The following is a 20,126-nucleotide window of genomic DNA, read 5'->3' on the forward strand; positions in this document are numbered from 1 at the left end:
TATTTATTTTTATGAGCGGGGTTAGCGAAATCAAGTGCCCGCATTGCGGGGAATGGACCACCAGTCATGGTCGTCATGATGATAAGTGTGCGGGCTGCGGAGGATACCTTGAACCTCATCGTTTCTCGCGTGAGGCCGAAGTCAGGATAAAAAAAGAAAATCCGCGTAAAGCAGACTACTTTGCCATTAAGCCTTCCGACGGTCCTTTTATGCGCGAAGTAAAGGGCTTCCTGAATGCTTTTGGCTGGATCGTGTTTTATTCGGAGATAGCTTTTTATGCTTGTGTAACCGGGGTTATCCTGATACTTGGCATTATTGCCGGTTAAATGAGGACACTGCTTAATCCGTGGTTCGTTGCAGGTTGTGTTATTTGGGTTATCGTATATTCATTCCGCAGGCTGGCTCATCCTGTTCCGTGGATAAACGGCTATGTCGATGATTTTTTCGCCGTACCCGTTATTGCCAATCTGAGCCTGTGGTTCATGCGCGGTGCGGTTATACGCAGTAACTACTACGTCCTTTCCGCCTGGAAGGTCACATTCATCGTCATTTATGTTAGCCTGGTATTTGAAGTATTGCTTCCTGCATTCTCCAAAACTTATACCGGGGATTGGGTGGACGCATTGCTATATGCTATCGGCGGCGTTTTTTTTTATTTTGTGATGAACAAACCTGCTTTGAGCAAAAAGCCGAAAGCATAAAGCTGAAAGCAATGCCATGTTTCAGAGCTTTCTGCTTTAGTCTTTATGCTTTTAGCTTTTCCTATTGCACTTTCTTAAAATCATACGGGTCGTACTCTACGAAATCAGCCACTTTAACCCGCACGCTGGCAACTTTACCATTTTCGACCGTGAACGGGAACACTGCCTTGCCCAATACCGGGTCGGAAAAGGTGACATAAAAGCGGTTGCCGCCAAGCGGCTGTAGTTTAGCGTACATTTTAGGGTGATGTTCAAAACGCATCTCCAGGTCGTTGTTGGCGCCTTGGGTCACGGTCATACTGCCGTACAGGTCGTTCTCATATTTCCCGGTGTATTGTACGGCGGGCAGTTGAGGCAGCCTGTTCATCAGTACCGTATCGCGCAACATTTTATCCTTCTTCTGTTCATCAGCCTGCTGTGCCTTGAAATAAGACAGGTACTTGCTGCTGTAATCGCTGAAGGGCTTATTTAGGTAAGCATCCATAATGTCCCATTTCAGCGCCTCAAAAAATTCGTTCTGATCGGTATTCGTCAATATCACAATTCCCAGCTGATCATTAGGTAATAGCGTAACAGAGGTAAGATACCCATTTACGCCGCCGGTATGCATTACCACTTTATGGTTGTTGTAGTACTGCAGCGCCCAACCCAGTCCATACAGCAGGTAGCTTGAGCTACCGTCGGGATTGGTTGTGGTACCTACCACGTCCTGCGGCTGGCGCGTCGCCTCTATCGCTGCGGCGGGTATCACCTGGCGCGGCCCAACCTTGCCGTTGTTCAGCAGCGCCATTACCCATTTGCTCATATCGTTTACTGACGAACTGATGGCACCCGCCGGTGCCAGGCCATCTATCTGCGCATAGGATATTGCCTTTAACTGCCCGTTAACCAGCGTATGCGGTACCGTGCGGTTTATCGATCGCATGATATCGGCGCTGAGCGCAACCGTATTGCCCATGCCCAGCGGCGCGAATATGTTTTCCCTTAAATAAGTTTCCCAGGGTTTACCAGTAACCACGGGTATGATCTGGCCGGCAGTTAAAAAAGCCGAATTGGTATACCCCCAGGTTGTGCGGAAGGGATAAATAGCTTTCACATGGCTCATTTTTTCCATCACCTGCTCGCGTGTAAGGTCGGTGTTGTAAAATGTAAAATCACCCTGGAAAGTGCGAAAGCCTATGCGGTGGCACAGCAGGTCGCGGATGACGGCCTCCTGGCTTGCAAACTGGTTATCCAGTTTCCACTGCGGCAGGTATTTATTCACCTTATCATCCAGCGAAAGTTTTCCCTGTACTTGTAGCATGGCCAGGGCAGTTGCTGTAAACGCCTTGGTATTGCTGCCGATCATGAACAGCGTATTTTCGTCCACCCTGTTGTTCAGGCCAAGCTCCTTAATGCCATAGCCCTTCATTTTTATCACTTTGCCGTCTTTAACTATGCAAATAGCCGCACCTGGTATCCGCCAGTTGGTAAGCGCTTTGTTGATATAAGTATCCAGGCTATCGCTGATGAACTTACTGCGGTCGGCATGCTGTGCACTGGCGGCTGATGTAACGATAATAATACCTGCGAGCAGGATCCATAGTTTTTTCATAACAGATGATTAATTTGCGGCGTGTTAAATTACTAATTTAACCGAAAAATTATTCTCAAATTAACTGAACTATTAAATCAAATTAAATGAAAACCAGGTTTTATTATCCCGGAGCGGCTTTCGTGGCGCTTGCCATGTTGCTGTTTTTTGGCGGCGAAGCAAGAGCCCAGCGGGGCGGCATCAACTGGGCCAAAGACGGTTACCAGTATTATCGGGCCGGCCGCGACGGCGGCATCGATGAGTTTGATACCCGCGATTCGGCCAAAAAAACGACAGTCATTACCAAAGAGATGCTTACCCCGGCAGGGAAGCCGGCACTTACCGTAAGCGGCTTTAGTTTTACCGACGACGGCAGCAAAGTATTGATCTTCACCAACACTAAACGGGTATGGCGCTATAATACCCGCGGCGATTATTGGGTGTACGACATCAACGCCAAAACACTGAAACAGTTAGGCATCGGCAAGCCCGAATCATCATTGATGTTTGCCAAAATTTCGCCCGATGGCAGCAAAGCTGCCTATGTAAGCGAGCATAATCTTTACGTCGAGGATCTCGCATCAGGCAGTATTAAACCCCTGACTACCGACGGCACATCGCGGTTGATCAACGGCACATTCGACTGGGCCTACGAGGAAGAATTTGATTGCCGCGACGGCTTTCGCTGGTCGCCCGACAGCAGGCTGATAGCCTACTGGCAGATAGATGCCCGTAAGATCAAAAATTACCTGATGCTGAACACAACAGATTCTATCTATCCCTTCACCGTACCGGTTGAATACCCGGTGGCGGGCGAGGACCCAAGTTCGGCTAAGGTGGGTGTGGTGGATATCAGCTCCGCATCAACCAAATGGATCGATGTTCCGGGCGACAATGTGCAGCATTACATCCCGCGTATGGAATGGACCACCAATTCCAACGAGATCATCCTGGAGCAGCTGAACCGCGCGCAGAATGAAAGCCGGATCTTCGTTGGAAACGTTTCGAACGGCACTACGCATCTGATACATACAGAAACCGATAAAGCCTGGATAGACGGGAAATCACGCTGGAACGGGGGCAACCCCGTTGGCTGGGATTGGCTGAAAGACGGAAAATCGTTTATCTGGGTTAGTGAAAAAGACGGCTGGCGTCATATCTACCGCATTACCACTGAGGGTAAGGAAAGCCTGATCACCAAAGGCGACTATGATATGATCAGCCTGAACTGTGTTGACGAAAAGGACGGTTTTGTGTATTTCACTGCTTCGCCCGAAAATGCCACCCAGGCCTATCTTTACAGGGTAAAGCTGAACGGTTCGAGCAAAAAACCCGAAATGGTTACCCCTGCCGGGTTGCCGGGTACGCATAGCTATACCATATCGCCAAACGGTAAGATAGCGATGCATATTTTCTCTAACAGCTATACCCCATACCAAAACGAGGTGGTTAGCCTGCCGGATAACAAACACATTAGCGGCACTGTACCTCATTTGAACACCGACGCCAAAAACAAACCGGTATTCTTTAAAGTAAAAACTGAGGACGGGATCGAAATGGACGGCTGGATGGTAAAACCGACCAACTTCGATTCGACCAAAAAATACCCGGTAGTATTCACGGTTTACGCAGAACCTGCCGGGCAAACGGTTGTCGACCGCTACGGTGTTGGCCGTAACGGCTTGTACGTTGGCAATATGACCGATGACGGGTATATTTACATGGCCATTGAAGGCCGTGGTGCCCCGGCCCCTAAAGGCGCTGCCTGGCGCAAGGCGATCTATAAAAATATTGGCATCATCAACATTCGCGACCAGGCCATGGGCGCAAAGGAAATATTAAAATGGCCATTTGTTGATTCTTCCCGGATTGCGGTACATGGCTGGAGCGGCGGCGGCTCAACGACCCTTAACCTGCTTTTCCAATACCCGGATATTTATAAAACCGGTATTGCCGTGGCAGCGGTGGGTTGGCAATTATCATACGACAACATTTACCAGGAACGTTATATGGGCGTGCCGACAGACGAAGCGGGCCGCGAACCATTTATCAAAGGCTCCCCGGTAACCTACGCCAAAAACCTGCGCGGGAATTTGCTATACATCCACGGAACGGGAGACGATAATGTGCATTATCGTAACGCGGAGTTACTGATCAACGAACTGGTAAAATACAACCGGCAATTCCAGCTGATGTCGTACCCTAACCGCACGCACGGGATATTTGAAGGGCCGGGTACAACCCTGCACCTGCACACACTGTTTACGCAATACCTGAAGGAGCATTGCCCCCCGGGAGGAAGATAAGTTGACGAAATATCGAATAATGTATAGAAAAGGCCCCGGAAGGGGCTTTTTCATTGGATATGGTTTGGGTTCCCTTTTAAAAAGGAAGATCATCTGCCGAAGCAATGGAGCCGCTGACATCTTTATCAGGCTGGCTTTTCCCGGCTTGGCGCGGTGGCCCTTCCTGCTCAAAATCGCTTTTACGTCCAAGCATGGTAAAGTTCTCGGCCACAACTTCGGTTGTATATTTTTTAACGCCTTCTTTGTCTTCGAACGAACGTGTCCTAAGCTTTCCTTCAATATACACCAATTTACCCTTTTGGAGGTATTTGGTGGCCAGCTCGGCAAGGCCGCGCCACATCACAATGTTATGCCATTCGGTTTGTTCAACCTTCTGGCCGTCTTTGTTAAATGTTTCTGAAGTTGCTAATGGGAAACTGGTTACTGATACGCCGCCTTCTAAATATCTCAGTTCAGGGTCTTTTCCTAAGTGACCGATCAGGATCACCTTGTTTATTCCGGACATGTTGTAAATTAATATAAAAATTAATTTACAAATTAAAAAAATTATTTAGAAATAAAAAAATGATTTTTGGCATAGCCATGTTTTTTAAGTTTTTTATTCCGGTACGGAGCCACCCCGACTGATATTTTATTTCTCCCCCTGCGGGTTCTATTTGAATAAACTGGGCATGAATATGCTGATGGGTCAGTATGTGTTTCTTCGGTCTGGACGCACCGACCATAACAATATTTTTACCAAAAGCCGCTGCCGTTGCCGGCATATTCATAATTTCCTGCGGTGTCAGATAACCGGCGGTCTCTATCAGCGGCAGGTCGTACATGTTTGCCCAAATGTCTTCCTCGCCCCGCTTGTTCATCAGTAAAGTATCGCCGTCGGTTATTAAAAAATAATTGAAGAAACGCTCGCGTATTTTCACTGTCTTCAATTTTTGAGGCAGGATCGACACTTTATTATGCTGCAAGGCATAACATCCATTTCGCAGCGGACAAACGGCGCAATCCGGGTTTTTCGGCTTGCAAAGCATCGCCCCAAACTCCATTACGGCCTGGTTATGCAAACCGGCATGGTCTTTATCCAAAACTTCGTCGGCCACCTGCTGGAAAAGCTTCTTTCCCTTGTTCGAGTTGATGGGTTCCTCAATGCCAAAGTATCGCGCCAGTACGCGGTAAACGTTACCGTCTACAACGGCCCTCGGCTCGTCCGAGGAAAAGGAGGATATAGCGGCGGCGGTATAACCGCCTATACCTTTTAGTTTGATCAGCTCGGTATAGGCCACCGGGAATTCACCTCCATACTGCCCAACAACCTGCCGGGCTGTTTTGAGCATATTCCTCCCCCGCGAATAGTAGCCGAGCCCCTGCCATAGCTTTAGTATCTCATCTTCGTGTGCCGCTGCGAAAGATATTACATCCGGATATTTTTCCAGGAAACGATAAAAATAGGGCATGCCCTGCTCCACGCGGGTCTGTTGTAAAATAATTTCGGAAAGCCATATCACATAGGCGTTTGCAGTATCGCGCCAGGGTAAAGCGCGTTTATTTTTTTGGTACCATTGAACCAGTTCGGCAGAAAAATCCATCCCTCAAATGTAATTGGATGGCAGCGAATTGTACCAAAAATGTAACGTTTACGTTTAAAATGCGGTCAGGGCAAAAAAAATCCGTTAATTATTTCAATCTTTGGTTATAAACCAATACTTTTGCAACCCCAAAACAGTTAAGTATTTACAAAAATTAATAAAGAAAATCTGATATGACTAAGGCAGAAATTATAGCTGAGATCTCATCGAAAACAGGTATCGAGAAAGTTGACGTTCAAGAAACTGTAGAGGCATTCTTCAAAGTTGTTAAATCGTCGATGGTAAGTGGCGAGAATGTGTACGTTAGGGGCTTCGGCAGCTTCGTAGTAAAAAAGAGGGCAAAAAAGACCGCCCGCAATATTTCAAAAAATACGGCTATAATTATTCCTGAACATTTCGTTCCAAGCTTTAAGCCTGCAAAAACCTTTGTTGACAAGGTAAAATCAGGTAACAAAAAAGCTGCAAAGTAATCATTAAAGCATGAACCTGAAGCAAATAGTCGTTATAGTAGCAGTTGTTATTATCACGGCTTATTTGTATTTGCAGCCCGTAAAAGGGTTGATAAAACACGACGCTGCCAAACCTGAGCGGGGTGTGGCGGCCGGTTCACGCCCTCCGGTACCAAAAGTAACGGTTGAACAGGTATCAGAGCAGGGAAAAGCGGCTATCGGGGCCGCCCTGGCTGCAACGATAAACGACCTGGAAGGGCAACTGAAAAACGCTTCGTCAGACGCCGATAAGCTAGACCTTCAGAAAAAATTGGCTAAACAATGGGATGATGACAATCAGCCCGCCCCTTCGGCCTTTTATTACCTGGAGGTAGCAAGGAGCGAGAATAAATTTGACGATTGGGTAAACGCAGGCAACCGCTTTAACGATGCCAGCAAACTAACCCAGGATACCACGGTGCAGCCTGCTTTTATAGCAAATGCCATTGAAGCGTTTGAAAATGCTACAAAGATGAGACCGGATAACCTGGACGCCGAGACCGGCCTTGGTGTAGCGTATGCCAACCAGGCCCTGGCAGGAATGATGGACGCAACAGGTGGTCCGCCAAAGGGTATCATGATACTGCTTGATGTGGTAAAAAAGGACCCTGGTAATTATAAGGCCAATTTAAACCTTGGCCAGTTTGCGGTACAGTCGCGGCAGTTTGACAAGGCTGTAACCCGGTTTAAAACAGCGATAGCGAATGCATCGCCAAAAGACAACATAGTGGAACCTTACTTTTTCCTTGCGGAAAGCTACAAGCAGCTTGGGATGAAAAAGGAAGCCATTGAAGCTTATGAAAAATGTAAGCAAATGATCCCCGACCCGGTTATTGGTCAAAAGATCGAACAGTATATAAAGGAACTAAAAAATTAAAATTCACATTTAAAAAATTATTACTATGCCAAGCGGTAAAAAACGTAAAAGACACAAAATGGCTACTCATAAACGTAAAAAACGTTTAAGAAAAAACAGGCACAAGAAGAAATAAGTTGCCCGGGTAACCTTTTACTGCTAAGGCAGTAAAAGTACCTTGTATTGTTTTACCACTTAATAAGCGGCTGATTTTGGCCGCTTTAGAAATGGAGTAGCAGTTGATAAAAGAATTAATTATCGATTCGACCCCGAACGGGGCTACCATTGCGTTATTACAGGACAAACAACTTGTAGAGCTTCACAAAGAACAGGTAACTAATAATTACACTGTTGGCGATATTTACCTCGGCCGGATCAAAAAGATCATGCCAGGGTTAAATGCGGCCTTTGTGGATGTCGGCTACGAGAAGGATGCCTTTTTGCACTATCTTGATCTGGGCCCGCAGGTACAAAGCCTGTTAAAGCTGACCAAGCAGGTGCGCAGTGGCGGTTATCAGTCCAAACTGCTCGATAACTTTAAGCTGGAACAGGACATCAGTAAATCGGGGAAAATATCCGAGGTGTTCACCAAAGGCCAGCTTGTTCCGGTACAGATAGCCAAGGAGCCGATCTCGACCAAAGGACCGCGTTTAAGTTCCGATCTTTCCATAGCCGGGCGCTACGTGGTGCTTGTGCCGTTTTCGGAAACCATATCCATCTCTAAAAAGATAAAAAGCAATACGGAGCGTACCCGCCTTCGCAAGATAGTCGAAAGCATCAAGCCGAAGCATTTCGGGGTTATCATCCGCACCGTTTCTGAAGGCAAGGGCGTATCCGAAATGCAGTCAGATCTGCTGGACTTGATCTCGAAATGGGAAACTTTCATTACCCGCCTGCCTTCCATCGAGCCTGCAAAAAAAGCTTTGGGCGAGATAGACCGTACTTCGACATTACTGCGCGACATCCTTAACCCCGATTTTCAGCATATTTATGTGAACGACAATGCCATTTACGAGGAAATACGCTCGTATGTGCACCAAATATCACCTGATTTGGAAAATATAGTACGCCTGCATAAGCATAAGGAGCCCATTTTTGAGCACTACGGTGTAGATAAACAGATCAAGGGAGCTTTCGGAAAAACGGTTAACCTGGCCGGTGGCGCTTACCTGGTTATCGAACATACCGAGGCTCTGCACGTTATCGACGTAAATAGCGGCAACCGTACCGCCAATAAGGAGAACCAGGAAGAAAATGCCTTCCAGGTAAATAAAGAGGCTGCTAAAGAAATAGCCCGCCAACTAAGACTGCGCGATATGGGCGGTATCGTGGTGATCGACTTTATCGACATGCACAAACCGACCAACCGTAAGGACCTGTTCGATTTCCTGCGCACCGAAATGTCGCACGACAGGGCCAAACACACCATTCTGCCGCCAAGTAAATTCGGTTTGGTGCAAATAACCCGCCAGCGTGTTCGTCCTGAGATGAATATCGTCACCAGCGAAGTTTGCCCAACCTGTAACGGAACCGGTTCAATTCGCCCTACCATCTTGTTGCTTGACGATATCGAGAACAACTTCAACTATATCCTGGTTGAACAGAACGAAAAAAGCATTACGCTTTGCGTGCACCCGTACATTGAGGCATATATCAAACAGGGTCTGTTCAACCGTCAGTGGAAATGGTATTTCAAGTACGGCCAGTGGATCAAGGTAAAAAGCAATCCCGCCTACCAGATAACCGAGTTCCATTTCTTCTCGAGTAAGGACGAAGAGATCAAGCTGTAAATTTCGAATGTGCAGATTTCAGATTTGCATATGCTCGGGAGGGTATCTGCACATCTGTTTTTAAACACATTTTGGATTCGCCATCTGCACCATCGGTGCAAAATGCCGGTAGAAAATTATACCAGATTCAATAGCATGCCGTAGGTATGCAGCTCTCGTTTCGTACCTACGGCACGAATTATTTCAATTTTATATTTCTACCGGCGTTTAACCCTGATGGCGTTTAGCCTAAGTTAGTAAAACATTATTTCACCTTCAGCAACAAGCTTAACTGGTCCGGATTCATCTTTCTTACCAGATTGTCATTTACAACAACCGTTAATGCTTCGTCCCGATATTCGTAGTTTACCAGGTTTTCTATCGTGTTGATTTGATTCAGTATATCACATAATACGGAATCAAACTCTAATCTTTTGACTGCGTTTATTTTAAATTCCATTTTTTTTATGATTGAACGACCAAACAATATTACTAAAAATATTAGTAAATATTAATCGCTATTTTAAAATTAATCTGCACATTTGCATATCTGCACATTTACGCATTAGAACATTGGCCAAAACTAAAGTTGCTTATTTCTGCCAGAGCTGTGGCTTCGAATCGCCTAAATGGCTGGGTAAATGCCCGTCGTGCCAGCACTGGAACACCTTTGCCGAAGAAATAATTGAGAAGGAAAACAAATCCATCCCCAATTGGAAAACACCTTCCACTTCCATGCAGCGTGCCAATAAACCCATACAGGTATCCGATATCAGTTTTGACGAAGATCAGCGGATACTCACGCCCGACAACGAGTTTAACCGCGTACTGGGTGGCGGTATTGTAGCCGGTTCGTTGGTATTGATAGGCGGCGAACCGGGCATCGGTAAATCGACCCTGATGCTGCAACTGGCGCTGAATATGCCATCCATGAAAGTGCTTTATGTGTCGGGCGAAGAAAGTGAGCGGCAGATCAAAATGCGGGCGGAACGATTGGTGCAGTCAGAAGTCAGAAGTCGGAAGTCAGAAGTCGATAACGTCAAATCCGAAATTGAAAATTCGAAATTCGAAATAGGATCAGAATGTTATATATTAACCGAAACATCTACCCAAAATATATTCAAGCAGATAGAACAACTGGAACCTGATATGGTGGTTATCGATTCGATACAGACGCTGTATTCTTCCCATATCGAATCGACACCCGGGAGCGTGTCGCAGGTACGGGAATGTACCGCCGAATTGCTTCGTTTTGCCAAAGAATCGGGCACGCCGGTATTCCTGATCGGGCACATCACGAAGGACGGCATGATAGCCGGACCAAAAATACTGGAGCACATGGTAGATACCGTTCTGCAATTCGAGGGCGACAGGCACCATGTTTACCGTATCCTGCGCGCTGTGAAAAACCGTTTCGGTTCGGCATCCGAACTGGGTATTTATGAAATGCTGGGCGAAGGCCTGCGCGAAGTATCCAACCCATCAGAGATATTGCTCTCGCAGCGCGACGAGCCATTGAGCGGCATCACCATTTCGGCTACGCTGGAAGGAATGCGGCCGATGCTGATAGAAACGCAGGCATTGGTTAGTACGTCAGCCTATGGCACCCCTCAGCGTACCGCTACGGGCTTTGATACCAAGCGCATGAACATGTTGCTAGCTGTGCTCGAAAAGCGTTGCGGCTTCAAATTGGGGGGTAAGGACGTCTTTTTGAATATCACAGGCGGTATCAGTGTGGAGGACCCTGCCATCGACCTCGGCCTGGCCGCGGCTATCATCTCGTCGCACGAGGATATCCCTATCCCCTTCAAAACTTGCTTTGCGGGCGAGATCGGCTTATCGGGCGAGGTACGAGCGGTGAACCGTATCGAACAGCGTATTGCCGAGGCCCAAAAGCTTGGCTTCGAGCAGATATTTATTTCGAAATACAACCTGGAATCGGGCGGACAAAATAAAAAGCGCATCGATTTGACGCGCTACAATATTGCCGTTAAAACTGTAGGCAGTATTGAGGAGGTCTTCAGCGCATTATTTGGCTGACCGGACTCTTTTATCCTTAATCGCTTACAACAATTACCACCTTACGTATCCGGTTATTATTCTGATCGGCCACATAAATGTCGCCTGCGGTATTTACGGCAATTCCCCGCGGCGCATTGAACTTCGCATCGGTTCCCGATCCATCGGCATAACCAAACACCGCCGAGGCACCTGCAAGGTAATACAGCGTCCGCGCCGCTGTCAGTTCGATAATGCGGCCAGCAGCGTCCGAGATAAATAAATTCCCGGCACCGTCGATACATAGCGCCGCAGCATCGCCTATCAATGCCGATTGGCCCGGGCCACCGGCTATGGTAGTTATAACTCCCGCCGGCGTTATCTGCCTAATGGCGCTGTTACCGCCGTCGGCAACGTAGATATTACCCTGGGCATCAAGAACAACCCCTACAGGCTTTTTGAACGCACCATAAACGCTGTTAGAAACATCAACCGTTGTATTAACATAGCCCGCGGTAGTGATACCCGCAACGCGGCTCACTACCCCAGCAGCTGTTATCTTGCGTATCATATTATTATTGCGGTCGGCAACATACAGGTTTCCCTGCCCGTCAAGCGCCACGCCGCTCGGTCCGCTAAATGCCGCTACATTAATAGCCGCGCCATCCACATACGCGGCAGTGCCGTTGCCTGCATAAGTGCTTACCGCCCCGTCAGCGGTTATTTTGCGTATCACATTGTTGCCGTAGTCGGCCACATAAATATTGCCCTGCCCGTCCACGGTTAAACCAGCCGGGGCGTAAAACTCGGCGCTGGCTCCATCGGCACTGTCAACATACCCGGCGGTCCCGTTGCCTGCAATGGTGGTAACCGTTCCATCGGCGGCAATTTTGCGGATACGGTTATTGAAAGAATCCGATATATAAATATTACCCGCGGCGTCCATAGCAAGCCCCTGCGGGTTGCTGAATTCGGCCCCGGTGCCGTTTCCGTCCAGGTAACCCCCTGTTCCATCGCCGGCGAAAGTTGTTACGGTACCCGATACAGCCGATATGGTAGTACTGGTGGTAAAACTTACTACCGCGCCGTAGGCTGTACCATACAAATTTGTTGCATATGCGCGTACGTAGTAGGTGGTGCCGGGTGTAAGGCCGGTAAGGTTGCTTGTAAATGAATAACTGGTGTATATTAAAGCCTCGCTGGTTTTGGTATCTGCAATAGTTGGAGTATGGTTCGTGGAACTGTAGCAAACGCCGTTGGCGCTAAGTGCCGCCCCGCCGATAGACGAAATGGTACCGCCGCTTTGTGCCGAGGTTGCCGTGACATCCAGTATAACATCCTGGGTGGTCAATGTAGGCGCACTGGTATCCGTAGTTGATTTTTTCTTACATCCGCTGCTCAAGAATGCCGCGAAGGAGATAAAAAGTATAAGCGATAGTAGGGGTTTTTTCATTTAATAAATTTTCTTTTGTAATGCACTGCGCTTAAGCCTGATTGCTTTGGCGACCTTCGCGAATTTCCCGCAAACTTAACCAAAACGGCCTAATTATTAACAGATTTCAATAGTAGTTTAAAAAAGTTACTTAATAAACCCATTTAACAAATATTAACAATAAGCCAATTAAGGTAAAACCATAAAAAATATCCGTTGTTGTTTACAGATAACTATACGATGAAAACATTCAGTTTATTACTTGCTTTACTATTTTCTGTTTCTGCATTCGCCCAGGATCATAAAGCGCCTGCACATGGCACCATTTACGGCGCCAAACCCGATACTACGGGTGTGGTACCCGCAAGCAGGGTGGAGGGCTTTATGGCTCAAAAGACACGTATCAGCGTGGCCGTGCGCGGCAAGGTGCTGGCTGTTAAAAACGGGAAATTTATTATAGATGGCGGAAAGGGGAAAACCATAGTCTCTCATTTTTCCACCGCCGGCGTAAAAATACCGGCTTCACTTGCCGGTAAAACCGTGGTAATGGACGTTATAGCTCAAAAACTATTTATAGCTGACGACCTGCAACACTTTGCCGGCGATACGGTAAAGGGCAAAAAACAGCACGACGTAAAAACCGCCCCGAAACGCCGGCTCACCTTTGAAGTTAAGGGAATGATGGTGGATTAATTCCTGATTGAGAATTAATGCCTTTGCAGAACGACCGGTTGAAGCCGAAGGTCTTTTTCTAAAAGCTCGCGTACTTTCTGCTCAACTTCATTTTTATTTATCGTACATGCGTGGCGGCTTTCCCGGCATATCTTGTTTGCCATATCGCCTACGGTTTTCAGGTGAATTTCTTTCCCAAATTTCCCCGCCAGTTTTAACCCTGCAAGCGATGCCAGAATTCCTGCTGCAGCTATCTGCCAGTTATAAAATAGCCCGGCGACGGATGCCAGTAACAAGAGCGAGAACAGCGTTATCACCCATTGTTTTGGCTTTAGTATTTTGGTGTCGAAACCCAGGTCCTGCTCTATCTCAGCGATCACCTGCAAACGGGTTTCGCGTGGGAATAACTTTGACAACCTGGTATGAGGCGTTATGCTGCACTTATCTATATGAGTTATAGCTGAGATCGAATTCCGCAATTGGTAAAACGAGTGCTGTGTTGTGCAATTATCAGCATGACCCTGGTTGATTTTGCTGACTATCAAATCGCAAAGGCCGCCGAATGTCTTCACATTCTTCAAACCTTCGTTATCAAACTCAATATTAAATGATCTTTGGATCTTCAATAGAACGCCTTCAAGATACTCGGGGTCGGCGTTTTTAAAATTAAAAAATTCCTTATCCATGCTACACTTAGTGCCTGTAATACGACACTTTCTATGCCAATGTTTAAATTATTTACTCAGGTACATTGATTTCTCTTTATACAGGTGCCTGAAGTAAGGGTCCTCCAGGTCTGGTATAAAGCGGATAGCTTCGCCCGTCGATTTCATTTCGGGGCCCAGCTCCTTATTTACTTCGGGGAACTTATCGAACGAGAATACCGGTTCTTTGATGGCAAAGCCCTTTAATTTCCGTTCTATGGTAAAGTCTTTCAATTTATTCACACCCAGCATAATCTTCGCCGCTATATTGATATAAGGCACATCGTAAGCTTTTGCGATGAAGGGCACCGTGCGTGATGCGCGCGGGTTAGCCTCTATCACATATACCTTTTCATCCTTAATGGCAAACTGAATATTCAGCAGGCCACGTACATTTAACGCACGTGCGATCTTTTCAGTATGCTGTTCCATCTGGCGGATAACATTTTCTGATAAGTTGAACGGCGGCAACACCGCGCTCGAGTCGCCCGAATGTATACCTGCAGGCTCAATGTGTTCCATCAGGCCAATGATATGCACATCCTCGCCATCGTGGATGGAATCCGATTCCGCTTCTTCTGCGCGATCGAGGAAGTGGTCGATCAGCACACGGTTGCCCGGCAAATTCTTCAACAGCCCGACTACCGCTTTTTCCAGGTCCTCGTCGTTTATTACGATGCTCATTCCCTGGCCGCCCAGTACGTAACTTGGCCGCACCAGTACCGGGTAGCCCACTTTGTGCGCCACTTCTATTGCTTCTTCTGCATTTTCGGCTACGCCATATTTGGGGTAAGGGATATCCAGGTCCTTTAACAGGTCGGAGAAACGCCCCCTGTCCTCGGCAATATCCATATTGTCGAAAGATGTGCCGATGATCTTAATACCGTGCTCGTGTAGTTTCTCGGCCATTTTCAAAGCCGTTTGGCCACCCAACTGAACGATAACGCCTTCGGGCTTTTCCATCTCGATGATCTCGCGCACATGCTCCCAGAAAACAGGCTCGAAGTATAGCTTATCGGCCATGTTAAAATCTGTTGACACTGTCTCTGGGTTACAGTTGATCATGATGGCTTCGTAGCCCGATTCTTTGGCGGCCAGCAAACCATGCACGCAGCTATAATCGAATTCGATACCCTGCCCGATACGGTTGGGGCCCGATCCCAATACAATTATTTTCTTTTTGTCCGATACTTTGGATTCGTTCTCGCCTTCGTAGGTGGAGTAATAATATGGCGTTTTAGCAGGGAACTCGGCAGCACAGGTATCCACCATCTTATAAACCCGGCGAATGCCCAGGCCCACACGACGCTGGTAAACTTCTTCTTCGGTTACATTGGTTAAGATATGTGCTATCTGCGCATCCGAAAATCCTTTTTGTTTCAGGGTGAAGAAGAACTCGGTTGGTATATTGATTAAGGAGTAGCGTCTTAATTCTATTTCGAGGTTGACGATCTCCTGCACCTGGTTCAAAAACCAGCGGTCAATCTTGGTTGCCTTCCGTACCGATTCTATCGGCACGCCCAGGCTCAGGGCATCATAAATATGGAAGAGCCTGTCCCAGCTCGGGTTCTCCAGGCTGTGCATGATCTCCTCCAGGTTGCGGCTCTGGCGTCCGTCGGCGCCTAAACCGGCGCGCCCTATCTCCAGGCTCTGGCAGGCTTTCTGCAAAGCTTCAATAAAGCTGCGGCCTATGCCCATTACCTCTCCTACCGATTTCATCTGCAGGCCAAGGTATTTATTGGCGCCTTTGAATTTGTCAAAATTCCACCGCGGTATCTTTACTATCACATAGTCCAAAGTCGGTTCAAAATAAGCCGAGGTGGTTTTGGTGATCTGGTTTTCTATTTCATCAAGGTTATAACCTATAGCAAGTTTAGCAGCAATTTTAGCAATTGGGTATCCAGTAGCTTTTGACGCCAGGGCAGATGACCGCGACACACGCGGGTTGATCTCGATTGCAATTATAGCCTCATCAGCAGGGTTAACGGCAAACTGAACATTACACCCGCCGGCAAAATTGCCTATAGCGCGCATCATTTTAATGGCCTGGTTGCGCATATCCTGGTAGCATCGGTCGCTCAGGGTCATTGGCGGGGCCACGGTTATCGAGTCGCCGGTGTGGATACCCATCGGGTCAAAGTTTTCGATGGCACAAATAATGATCACATTATCCCTGCTGTCGCGCAGCAATTCAAGCTCAAATTCTTTCCAGCCTATTACCGCCTGCTCCACTAACACTTCGTGTGTTGGCGATGCCTGCAGGCCGCGGCTCAACGCAGCGTCAAATTCTTCTTTCTTATGCACAAAACCGCCGCCGGTACCGCCCAGTGTATAGCTCGGCCTGATTACCAGGGGGAAGCCTATTTCCTGCGCGGCTTCTTTGCCTTCCAAAAACGAGTTGGCGATCTTTGAGCTGGCCACACCTATGCCTATATCCACCATTAATTGGCGGAACGCCTCCCGGTTCTCTGTCTTTTCTATCGCAGCAGTGTCGACTCCGACAACTTTTACATTGTATTTTTCCCAAATACCGCGTTCCTCCGCCTCTTTGCAAAGGTTCAGAGCTGTTTGGCCGCCCATTGTTGGCAATACCGCGTCAATGTGTCGTACCTGCAGTATTTTCTCGATACTATCACAGTTTAACGGCCACAGGTACACATGGTCGGCAATAACTTTATCCGTCATAATAGTAGCAGGGTTGCTGTTGATGATGGATACTTCGATACCTTCCTCTTTTAGCGAAAGGGCCGCCTGCGAACCTGAATAATCGAACTCACATGCCTGGCCAATAATAATGGGACCAGAACCAATAATTAAAACGGATTTGATGGAGGTGTCTTTGGGCATAGTCTTTTTTGAAGCTTATGGTTCATGGTTGATGATTCATGGTATACCCGGGTGGGTTATGCGCTATGATCCATTAACTATGAACGATTTATCTATGCGCTGAAAGCGAAAAACCCGACTTCAGCGTCGGGATGCAAAGATAGGATTTATGAAGCACTTAGGGATGGATTTTTTTAAAATTTAATTCCTGCCATTTGTGAGTTAAATCATAGCAATGTAAATACAGATTTTTTATATTTACCATACTGCTTAAGGGCAGTTTAATACCCGGAATGATGAGAAGATATTTAATACCAGTTGTTTCCCTTGCAATTTTGGTTGGCGGATGCGCCATGTACCAATCCATTATCAAATCGTCTTTTCCCTATACCAGCTCGCTTACAGTAGTATCATCCGCACAACCGGGCAACGAATATTCAGCTGTCAATATTGCCAACAGTTTCGACCAGAATTTCAGCAAAAGCGGTAACAATGCCGACAGGATAACCCTGGTACGCGTGATATCGGCCAAACTACGGTCAGACGACCCTACTGATTACAACATAGGTAATCTTTCGATGGTAAAAATATTCTTGTCGAAGGATGACGGCACTGACGAAATGCAGGTGGCTCAGCGTAAGGATATCACGGCTAACGCAGGGAACGAGATCACGCTTGATATAGACAATTCGAAATTCCTTGATCAGCTTGTTCGCGAACCTAATATAAAGGTACGGATGGTTTATACAGTTCGTAAAGCTTTCAACAGGGACGTGAGCCTGCACGTGATACTGGACCTTAGCGCTTATCCAAACCCTAAAACGAATTGACTTAATTAGTCCGACAGGGAAAAACCAATTGGAATTTGATAACGAACCCGGACAGGTCTGCCATATCGGATTCCAGGCACCCACGGCGGGGACGCTTTCATCACCCTGAGCGCCTCGGCGTCTATGTTGGGGCTGACCGTGTTTATTAATTTGATCCCGGTTACTTTGCCGTCTTTTTCTACCGTAAACGACATCAGGATAGTCCCCTGGACATTATGCTCACGCTCGTAATCGGGATAGCGTATCTTTTTTGAAAGATATTTGTAAAAAACGTTTAACCCTCCGGGGTATGCCGGGGCTATCGATCTTGCTATTGTATAAGTATTCACCTCACCTTTTTCATTGCTGAAAGTCCCGCTTATCAGCATGCCATTCTCATACTTTTCTTCAAAATGGGATTTCCCTTTGTCATCCACCCCGGTACAGACACCATCCCGTCTCCCATTCTTTAACGAACCCGTTTCAATTACTGTTTTAAAAGCAGTATCGTCGTACAGTTTAAAAGTACCGCTGCCATCGGTTGCCAACGCCACTCCGGTCGAATCGTAGCAGGCTTCAATCAGGTAATCCTCAAATGCGCGCGATTCCCTGTCTGATGTCGCCTGGTGCTTCAATACCAGGTAGGGTTTGCCGCTCGGAAAAAATTGAAATTCGTCGTCAACGACAGTCATGTTCCTATAATTCAAAACCCTCTTTTTTATACCCGATTTGAAAAATTCCAACTTCAGGCCCTCGAAATGAGGCGGATCAATTGTTGATGATTTGCCAAGCGCTTTCCTTTTGTTGTTAAGATAAAATTCCGCAACATTGTAAAGTGTCGATCCCGAATCGGGTTCAGTTACCGCACGAATATAATCGGCACTGTCCCTGGTCGACACATAGCGCCCGTCATTTTTCAGGAAATACACATTCATCTTCACCTGGGCCGAACAAAACCCGGTGATCATTATCAGGAATGCGATAAGGATTATTCTCATTGTAGTAAACCAGTGCCTTTAAGCGCACTAATTTACTTAATTAGTTTATTATCAGAATCAGGAAATACCAGCAAGGGTTTGTAATTGCGAGCCTCTTCCATCTCCATATGCGCGTACGACATAATAATAACGATATCGCCAACCTGCGCCAGGCGGGCCGTGGCCCCGTTCAGGCATACAGTACCGCTGCCGCGTTCGCCCCTTATCACGTAGGTCTCAAACCGTGCGCCGTTGTTGTTATTTACGATCTGGACCTTCTCGTTGGGGATGATATTCGCAGCCTCAATCAAATCCTCGTCTATCGTAATGCTGCCCACATAGTTCAGCTCGGCCTGGGTAACCCTGGCCCGATGTATCTTGGATTTCAATACCTCTATAATCATGATGCAAAGGTAGTAATTTAGTTAATCAGTGATTAGTGATCGGAGATTAGTTGCATTGGCGTGACAGCAGATCGTTGGCGACCTGTGGCATAAATGGCCTGACCACCAATCGCAAGCCGACTAATCACTAACAATTATATTGTCTATCAGCCTCGTCGCGCCAACTTTAGCGGCTACTAATGCCACTACGGGGTGGCTATCAGCAGTTGCCGGGTGCAGGCTTTTACCATCAACTATCTCAAGATATTCCAGATTTATACCGGGTTCAGCACTTATCATAGCAGCGCCTTCTTTTTGTAAAGCGTCAATGCCTCCAGGGTTAAAGCTTTCCTTCAGCCATTTTAACGTTTTGGAAAGTATCAGCGCTTGCTGCCGGTCTTCGGCTGATAAATGGATGTTCCGCGAGCTCATAGCAAGCCCATCCGGTTCGCGTAATATAGGGCACATCACCAGCTTGACGGGCAGGCTCAGCATATCCACCATTTTTTGTATAACCAGGAACTGCTGGTAGTCCTTCTGGCCAAAAAATGCCAGATGGGGCTTCAAAATATCAAATAGCTTATACACCACCTGCGTAACCCCCTGGTAGTGCCCCGGTCTGAACTTACCTTCCAGTAAATGCTCCAGTTCGCCCAGGTCCAAATGCCATTGCTCATTCCCGGCATACATTTCATTTACCTCCGGGTTGAACAAAATATCACACCCCGCCTGCTCCAGTTTTTCTATATCCGACTGTATAGGGCGGGGATATTTCTCCAGGTCTTTGGGATCGTTAAACTGTGTGGGGTTTACAAAAATACTGCAAACAACCACGTCGCAAAGCTGTTGTGCAATAGCAATCAGCGAAAGGTGCCCCTGGTGCAAAGCGCCCATTGTGGGCACAAAACCAATGGTTTTATTGCCGCCGCGCAACCCGCCGAGGTATTCGCTAAGGCCTTTCCTGCTTGTGTATGTGTTCAACTACGTAAAAAGTTATAAAAATGGGGCAAAGTTGTGTAATTGATTAAATATAACCAAAACTAACTTGC

General features: G+C 47.1%; 19 protein-coding genes. 9 read left to right on the forward strand and 10 right to left on the reverse strand.

The window, feature by feature from the left end; genetic code table 11:
• Positions 1 to 11: 11 nt before the first annotated feature.
• Together FRZ54_RS02505 and FRZ54_RS02510 are read left to right on the forward strand one after the other, a co-directional pair.
• The gene (locus tag FRZ54_RS02505) at positions 12 to 326 is read left to right on the forward strand and encodes a hypothetical protein (RefSeq protein ID WP_147030076.1); all 315 of its coding nucleotides are present in this window, start codon (positions 12 to 14) and stop codon (positions 324 to 326) included.
• Complete coding sequence (locus FRZ54_RS02510) at positions 327 to 701, forward strand: hypothetical protein (protein ID WP_147030077.1); 375 nt, start codon at positions 327 to 329, stop codon at positions 699 to 701.
• Positions 702 to 762: 61 nt separating this feature from the next.
• On the opposite strand, the gene FRZ54_RS02515 is transcribed toward FRZ54_RS02510, so the two are convergent.
• A complete protein-coding gene (locus FRZ54_RS02515; protein ID WP_147030078.1) occupies positions 763 to 2,295 on the reverse strand; it encodes a serine hydrolase in 1,533 nt (510 codons plus the stop codon).
• Between the two features lie 86 nt (positions 2,296 to 2,381).
• On the opposite strand from FRZ54_RS02515, the gene FRZ54_RS02520 reads away from it, so the two are divergent.
• A complete protein-coding gene (locus tag FRZ54_RS02520) occupies positions 2,382 to 4,580 on the forward strand; it encodes a S9 family peptidase (protein ID WP_147030079.1) in 2,199 nt (732 codons plus the stop codon).
• A gap of 76 nt (positions 4,581 to 4,656) precedes the next feature.
• On the opposite strand, the gene FRZ54_RS02525 is transcribed toward FRZ54_RS02520, so the two are convergent.
• Both FRZ54_RS02525 and mutY read right to left on the reverse strand, forming a co-directional pair.
• On the reverse strand, positions 4,657 to 5,085 hold the full coding sequence (locus FRZ54_RS02525; RefSeq protein WP_147030080.1) for a single-stranded DNA-binding protein: 429 nt from the start codon (positions 5,083 to 5,085) through the stop codon (positions 4,657 to 4,659).
• A 25-nt stretch (positions 5,086 to 5,110) separates the two neighbouring features.
• Complete coding sequence (gene mutY, locus FRZ54_RS02530) at positions 5,111 to 6,163, reverse strand: A/G-specific adenine glycosylase (RefSeq protein ID WP_147030081.1); 1,053 nt, start codon at positions 6,161 to 6,163, stop codon at positions 5,111 to 5,113.
• Between the two features lie 173 nt (positions 6,164 to 6,336).
• Here mutY and FRZ54_RS02535 point away from each other — a divergent pair, with 173 nt between their 5' ends.
• The 3 genes from FRZ54_RS02535 to FRZ54_RS02545 all read left to right on the forward strand — a co-directional run bounded on the left by FRZ54_RS02535 (position 6,337) and on the right by FRZ54_RS02545 (position 9,297).
• Positions 6,337 to 6,633 carry an HU family DNA-binding protein gene (locus FRZ54_RS02535; protein WP_147030082.1) on the forward strand — a complete coding sequence of 99 codons (297 nt, stop codon included), beginning with the start codon at positions 6,337 to 6,339 and terminating at the stop codon, positions 6,631 to 6,633.
• A 10-nt stretch (positions 6,634 to 6,643) separates the two neighbouring features.
• Positions 6,644 to 7,528, forward strand: a complete 885-nt coding sequence (locus FRZ54_RS02540) for a tetratricopeptide repeat protein (protein WP_147030083.1) — start codon at positions 6,644 to 6,646, stop codon at positions 7,526 to 7,528.
• Positions 7,529 to 7,746: 218 nt separating this feature from the next.
• Complete coding sequence (locus tag FRZ54_RS02545; protein WP_147030084.1) at positions 7,747 to 9,297, forward strand: Rne/Rng family ribonuclease; 1,551 nt, start codon at positions 7,747 to 7,749, stop codon at positions 9,295 to 9,297.
• A 244-nt stretch (positions 9,298 to 9,541) separates the two neighbouring features.
• On the opposite strand, the gene FRZ54_RS02550 is transcribed toward FRZ54_RS02545, so the two are convergent.
• The gene (locus tag FRZ54_RS02550; RefSeq protein ID WP_147030085.1) at positions 9,542 to 9,736 is read right to left on the reverse strand and encodes a hypothetical protein; all 195 of its coding nucleotides are present in this window, start codon (positions 9,734 to 9,736) and stop codon (positions 9,542 to 9,544) included.
• Between the two features lie 113 nt (positions 9,737 to 9,849).
• Between FRZ54_RS02550 and radA the strand changes: the two genes are divergently transcribed.
• Positions 9,850 to 11,316 (forward strand): DNA repair protein RadA, encoded by a 1,467-nt coding sequence (gene radA / locus FRZ54_RS02555; protein ID WP_147030086.1) that lies wholly within the window; start codon positions 9,850 to 9,852, stop codon positions 11,314 to 11,316.
• Between the two features lie 16 nt (positions 11,317 to 11,332).
• On the opposite strand, the gene FRZ54_RS02560 is transcribed toward radA, so the two are convergent.
• Entirely contained in the window at positions 11,333 to 12,727 is a 1,395-nt protein-coding gene (locus FRZ54_RS02560) for a hypothetical protein (RefSeq protein WP_147030087.1), read from the reverse strand.
• Positions 12,728 to 12,946: 219 nt separating this feature from the next.
• Between FRZ54_RS02560 and FRZ54_RS02565 the strand changes: the two genes are divergently transcribed.
• Positions 12,947 to 13,399, forward strand: a complete 453-nt coding sequence (locus FRZ54_RS02565) for a DUF4920 domain-containing protein (protein WP_147030088.1) — start codon at positions 12,947 to 12,949, stop codon at positions 13,397 to 13,399.
• Between the two features lie 14 nt (positions 13,400 to 13,413).
• Here the strand turns inward: FRZ54_RS02565 and FRZ54_RS02570 are convergent, their stop codons facing one another.
• Both FRZ54_RS02570 and carB read right to left on the reverse strand, forming a co-directional pair.
• Positions 13,414 to 14,064: a hypothetical protein gene (locus tag FRZ54_RS02570; protein WP_147030089.1), complete on the reverse strand. Its 651-nt coding sequence runs from the start codon at positions 14,062 to 14,064 to the stop codon at positions 13,414 to 13,416.
• Between the two features lie 48 nt (positions 14,065 to 14,112).
• Entirely contained in the window at positions 14,113 to 16,929 is a 2,817-nt protein-coding gene (gene carB / locus FRZ54_RS02575; protein ID WP_147030090.1) for a carbamoyl-phosphate synthase large subunit, read from the reverse strand.
• A gap of 272 nt (positions 16,930 to 17,201) precedes the next feature.
• Here carB and FRZ54_RS02580 point away from each other — a divergent pair, with 272 nt between their 5' ends.
• Positions 17,202 to 17,738 carry a hypothetical protein gene (locus FRZ54_RS02580; RefSeq protein ID WP_147030091.1) on the forward strand — a complete coding sequence of 179 codons (537 nt, stop codon included), beginning with the start codon at positions 17,202 to 17,204 and terminating at the stop codon, positions 17,736 to 17,738.
• 5 nt (positions 17,739 to 17,743) lie between these two features.
• On the opposite strand, the gene FRZ54_RS02585 is transcribed toward FRZ54_RS02580, so the two are convergent.
• The 3 genes from FRZ54_RS02585 to panC form a co-directional block, all read right to left on the reverse strand.
• Positions 17,744 to 18,715 carry an energy transducer TonB gene (locus FRZ54_RS02585; protein ID WP_147030092.1) on the reverse strand — a complete coding sequence of 324 codons (972 nt, stop codon included), beginning with the start codon at positions 18,713 to 18,715 and terminating at the stop codon, positions 17,744 to 17,746.
• Between the two features lie 32 nt (positions 18,716 to 18,747).
• Positions 18,748 to 19,098, reverse strand: a complete 351-nt coding sequence (panD, locus tag FRZ54_RS02590) for an aspartate 1-decarboxylase (protein WP_147030093.1) — start codon at positions 19,096 to 19,098, stop codon at positions 18,748 to 18,750.
• A gap of 120 nt (positions 19,099 to 19,218) precedes the next feature.
• Positions 19,219 to 20,058 carry a pantoate--beta-alanine ligase gene (gene panC / locus FRZ54_RS02595; RefSeq protein ID WP_147030094.1) on the reverse strand — a complete coding sequence of 280 codons (840 nt, stop codon included), beginning with the start codon at positions 20,056 to 20,058 and terminating at the stop codon, positions 19,219 to 19,221.
• Positions 20,059 to 20,126: the final 68 nt, after the last annotated feature.

The organism is Mucilaginibacter ginsenosidivorans (genome assembly GCF_007971025.1).
In the GTDB taxonomy this organism is placed as follows: domain Bacteria; phylum Bacteroidota; class Bacteroidia; order Sphingobacteriales; family Sphingobacteriaceae; genus Mucilaginibacter; species Mucilaginibacter ginsenosidivorans.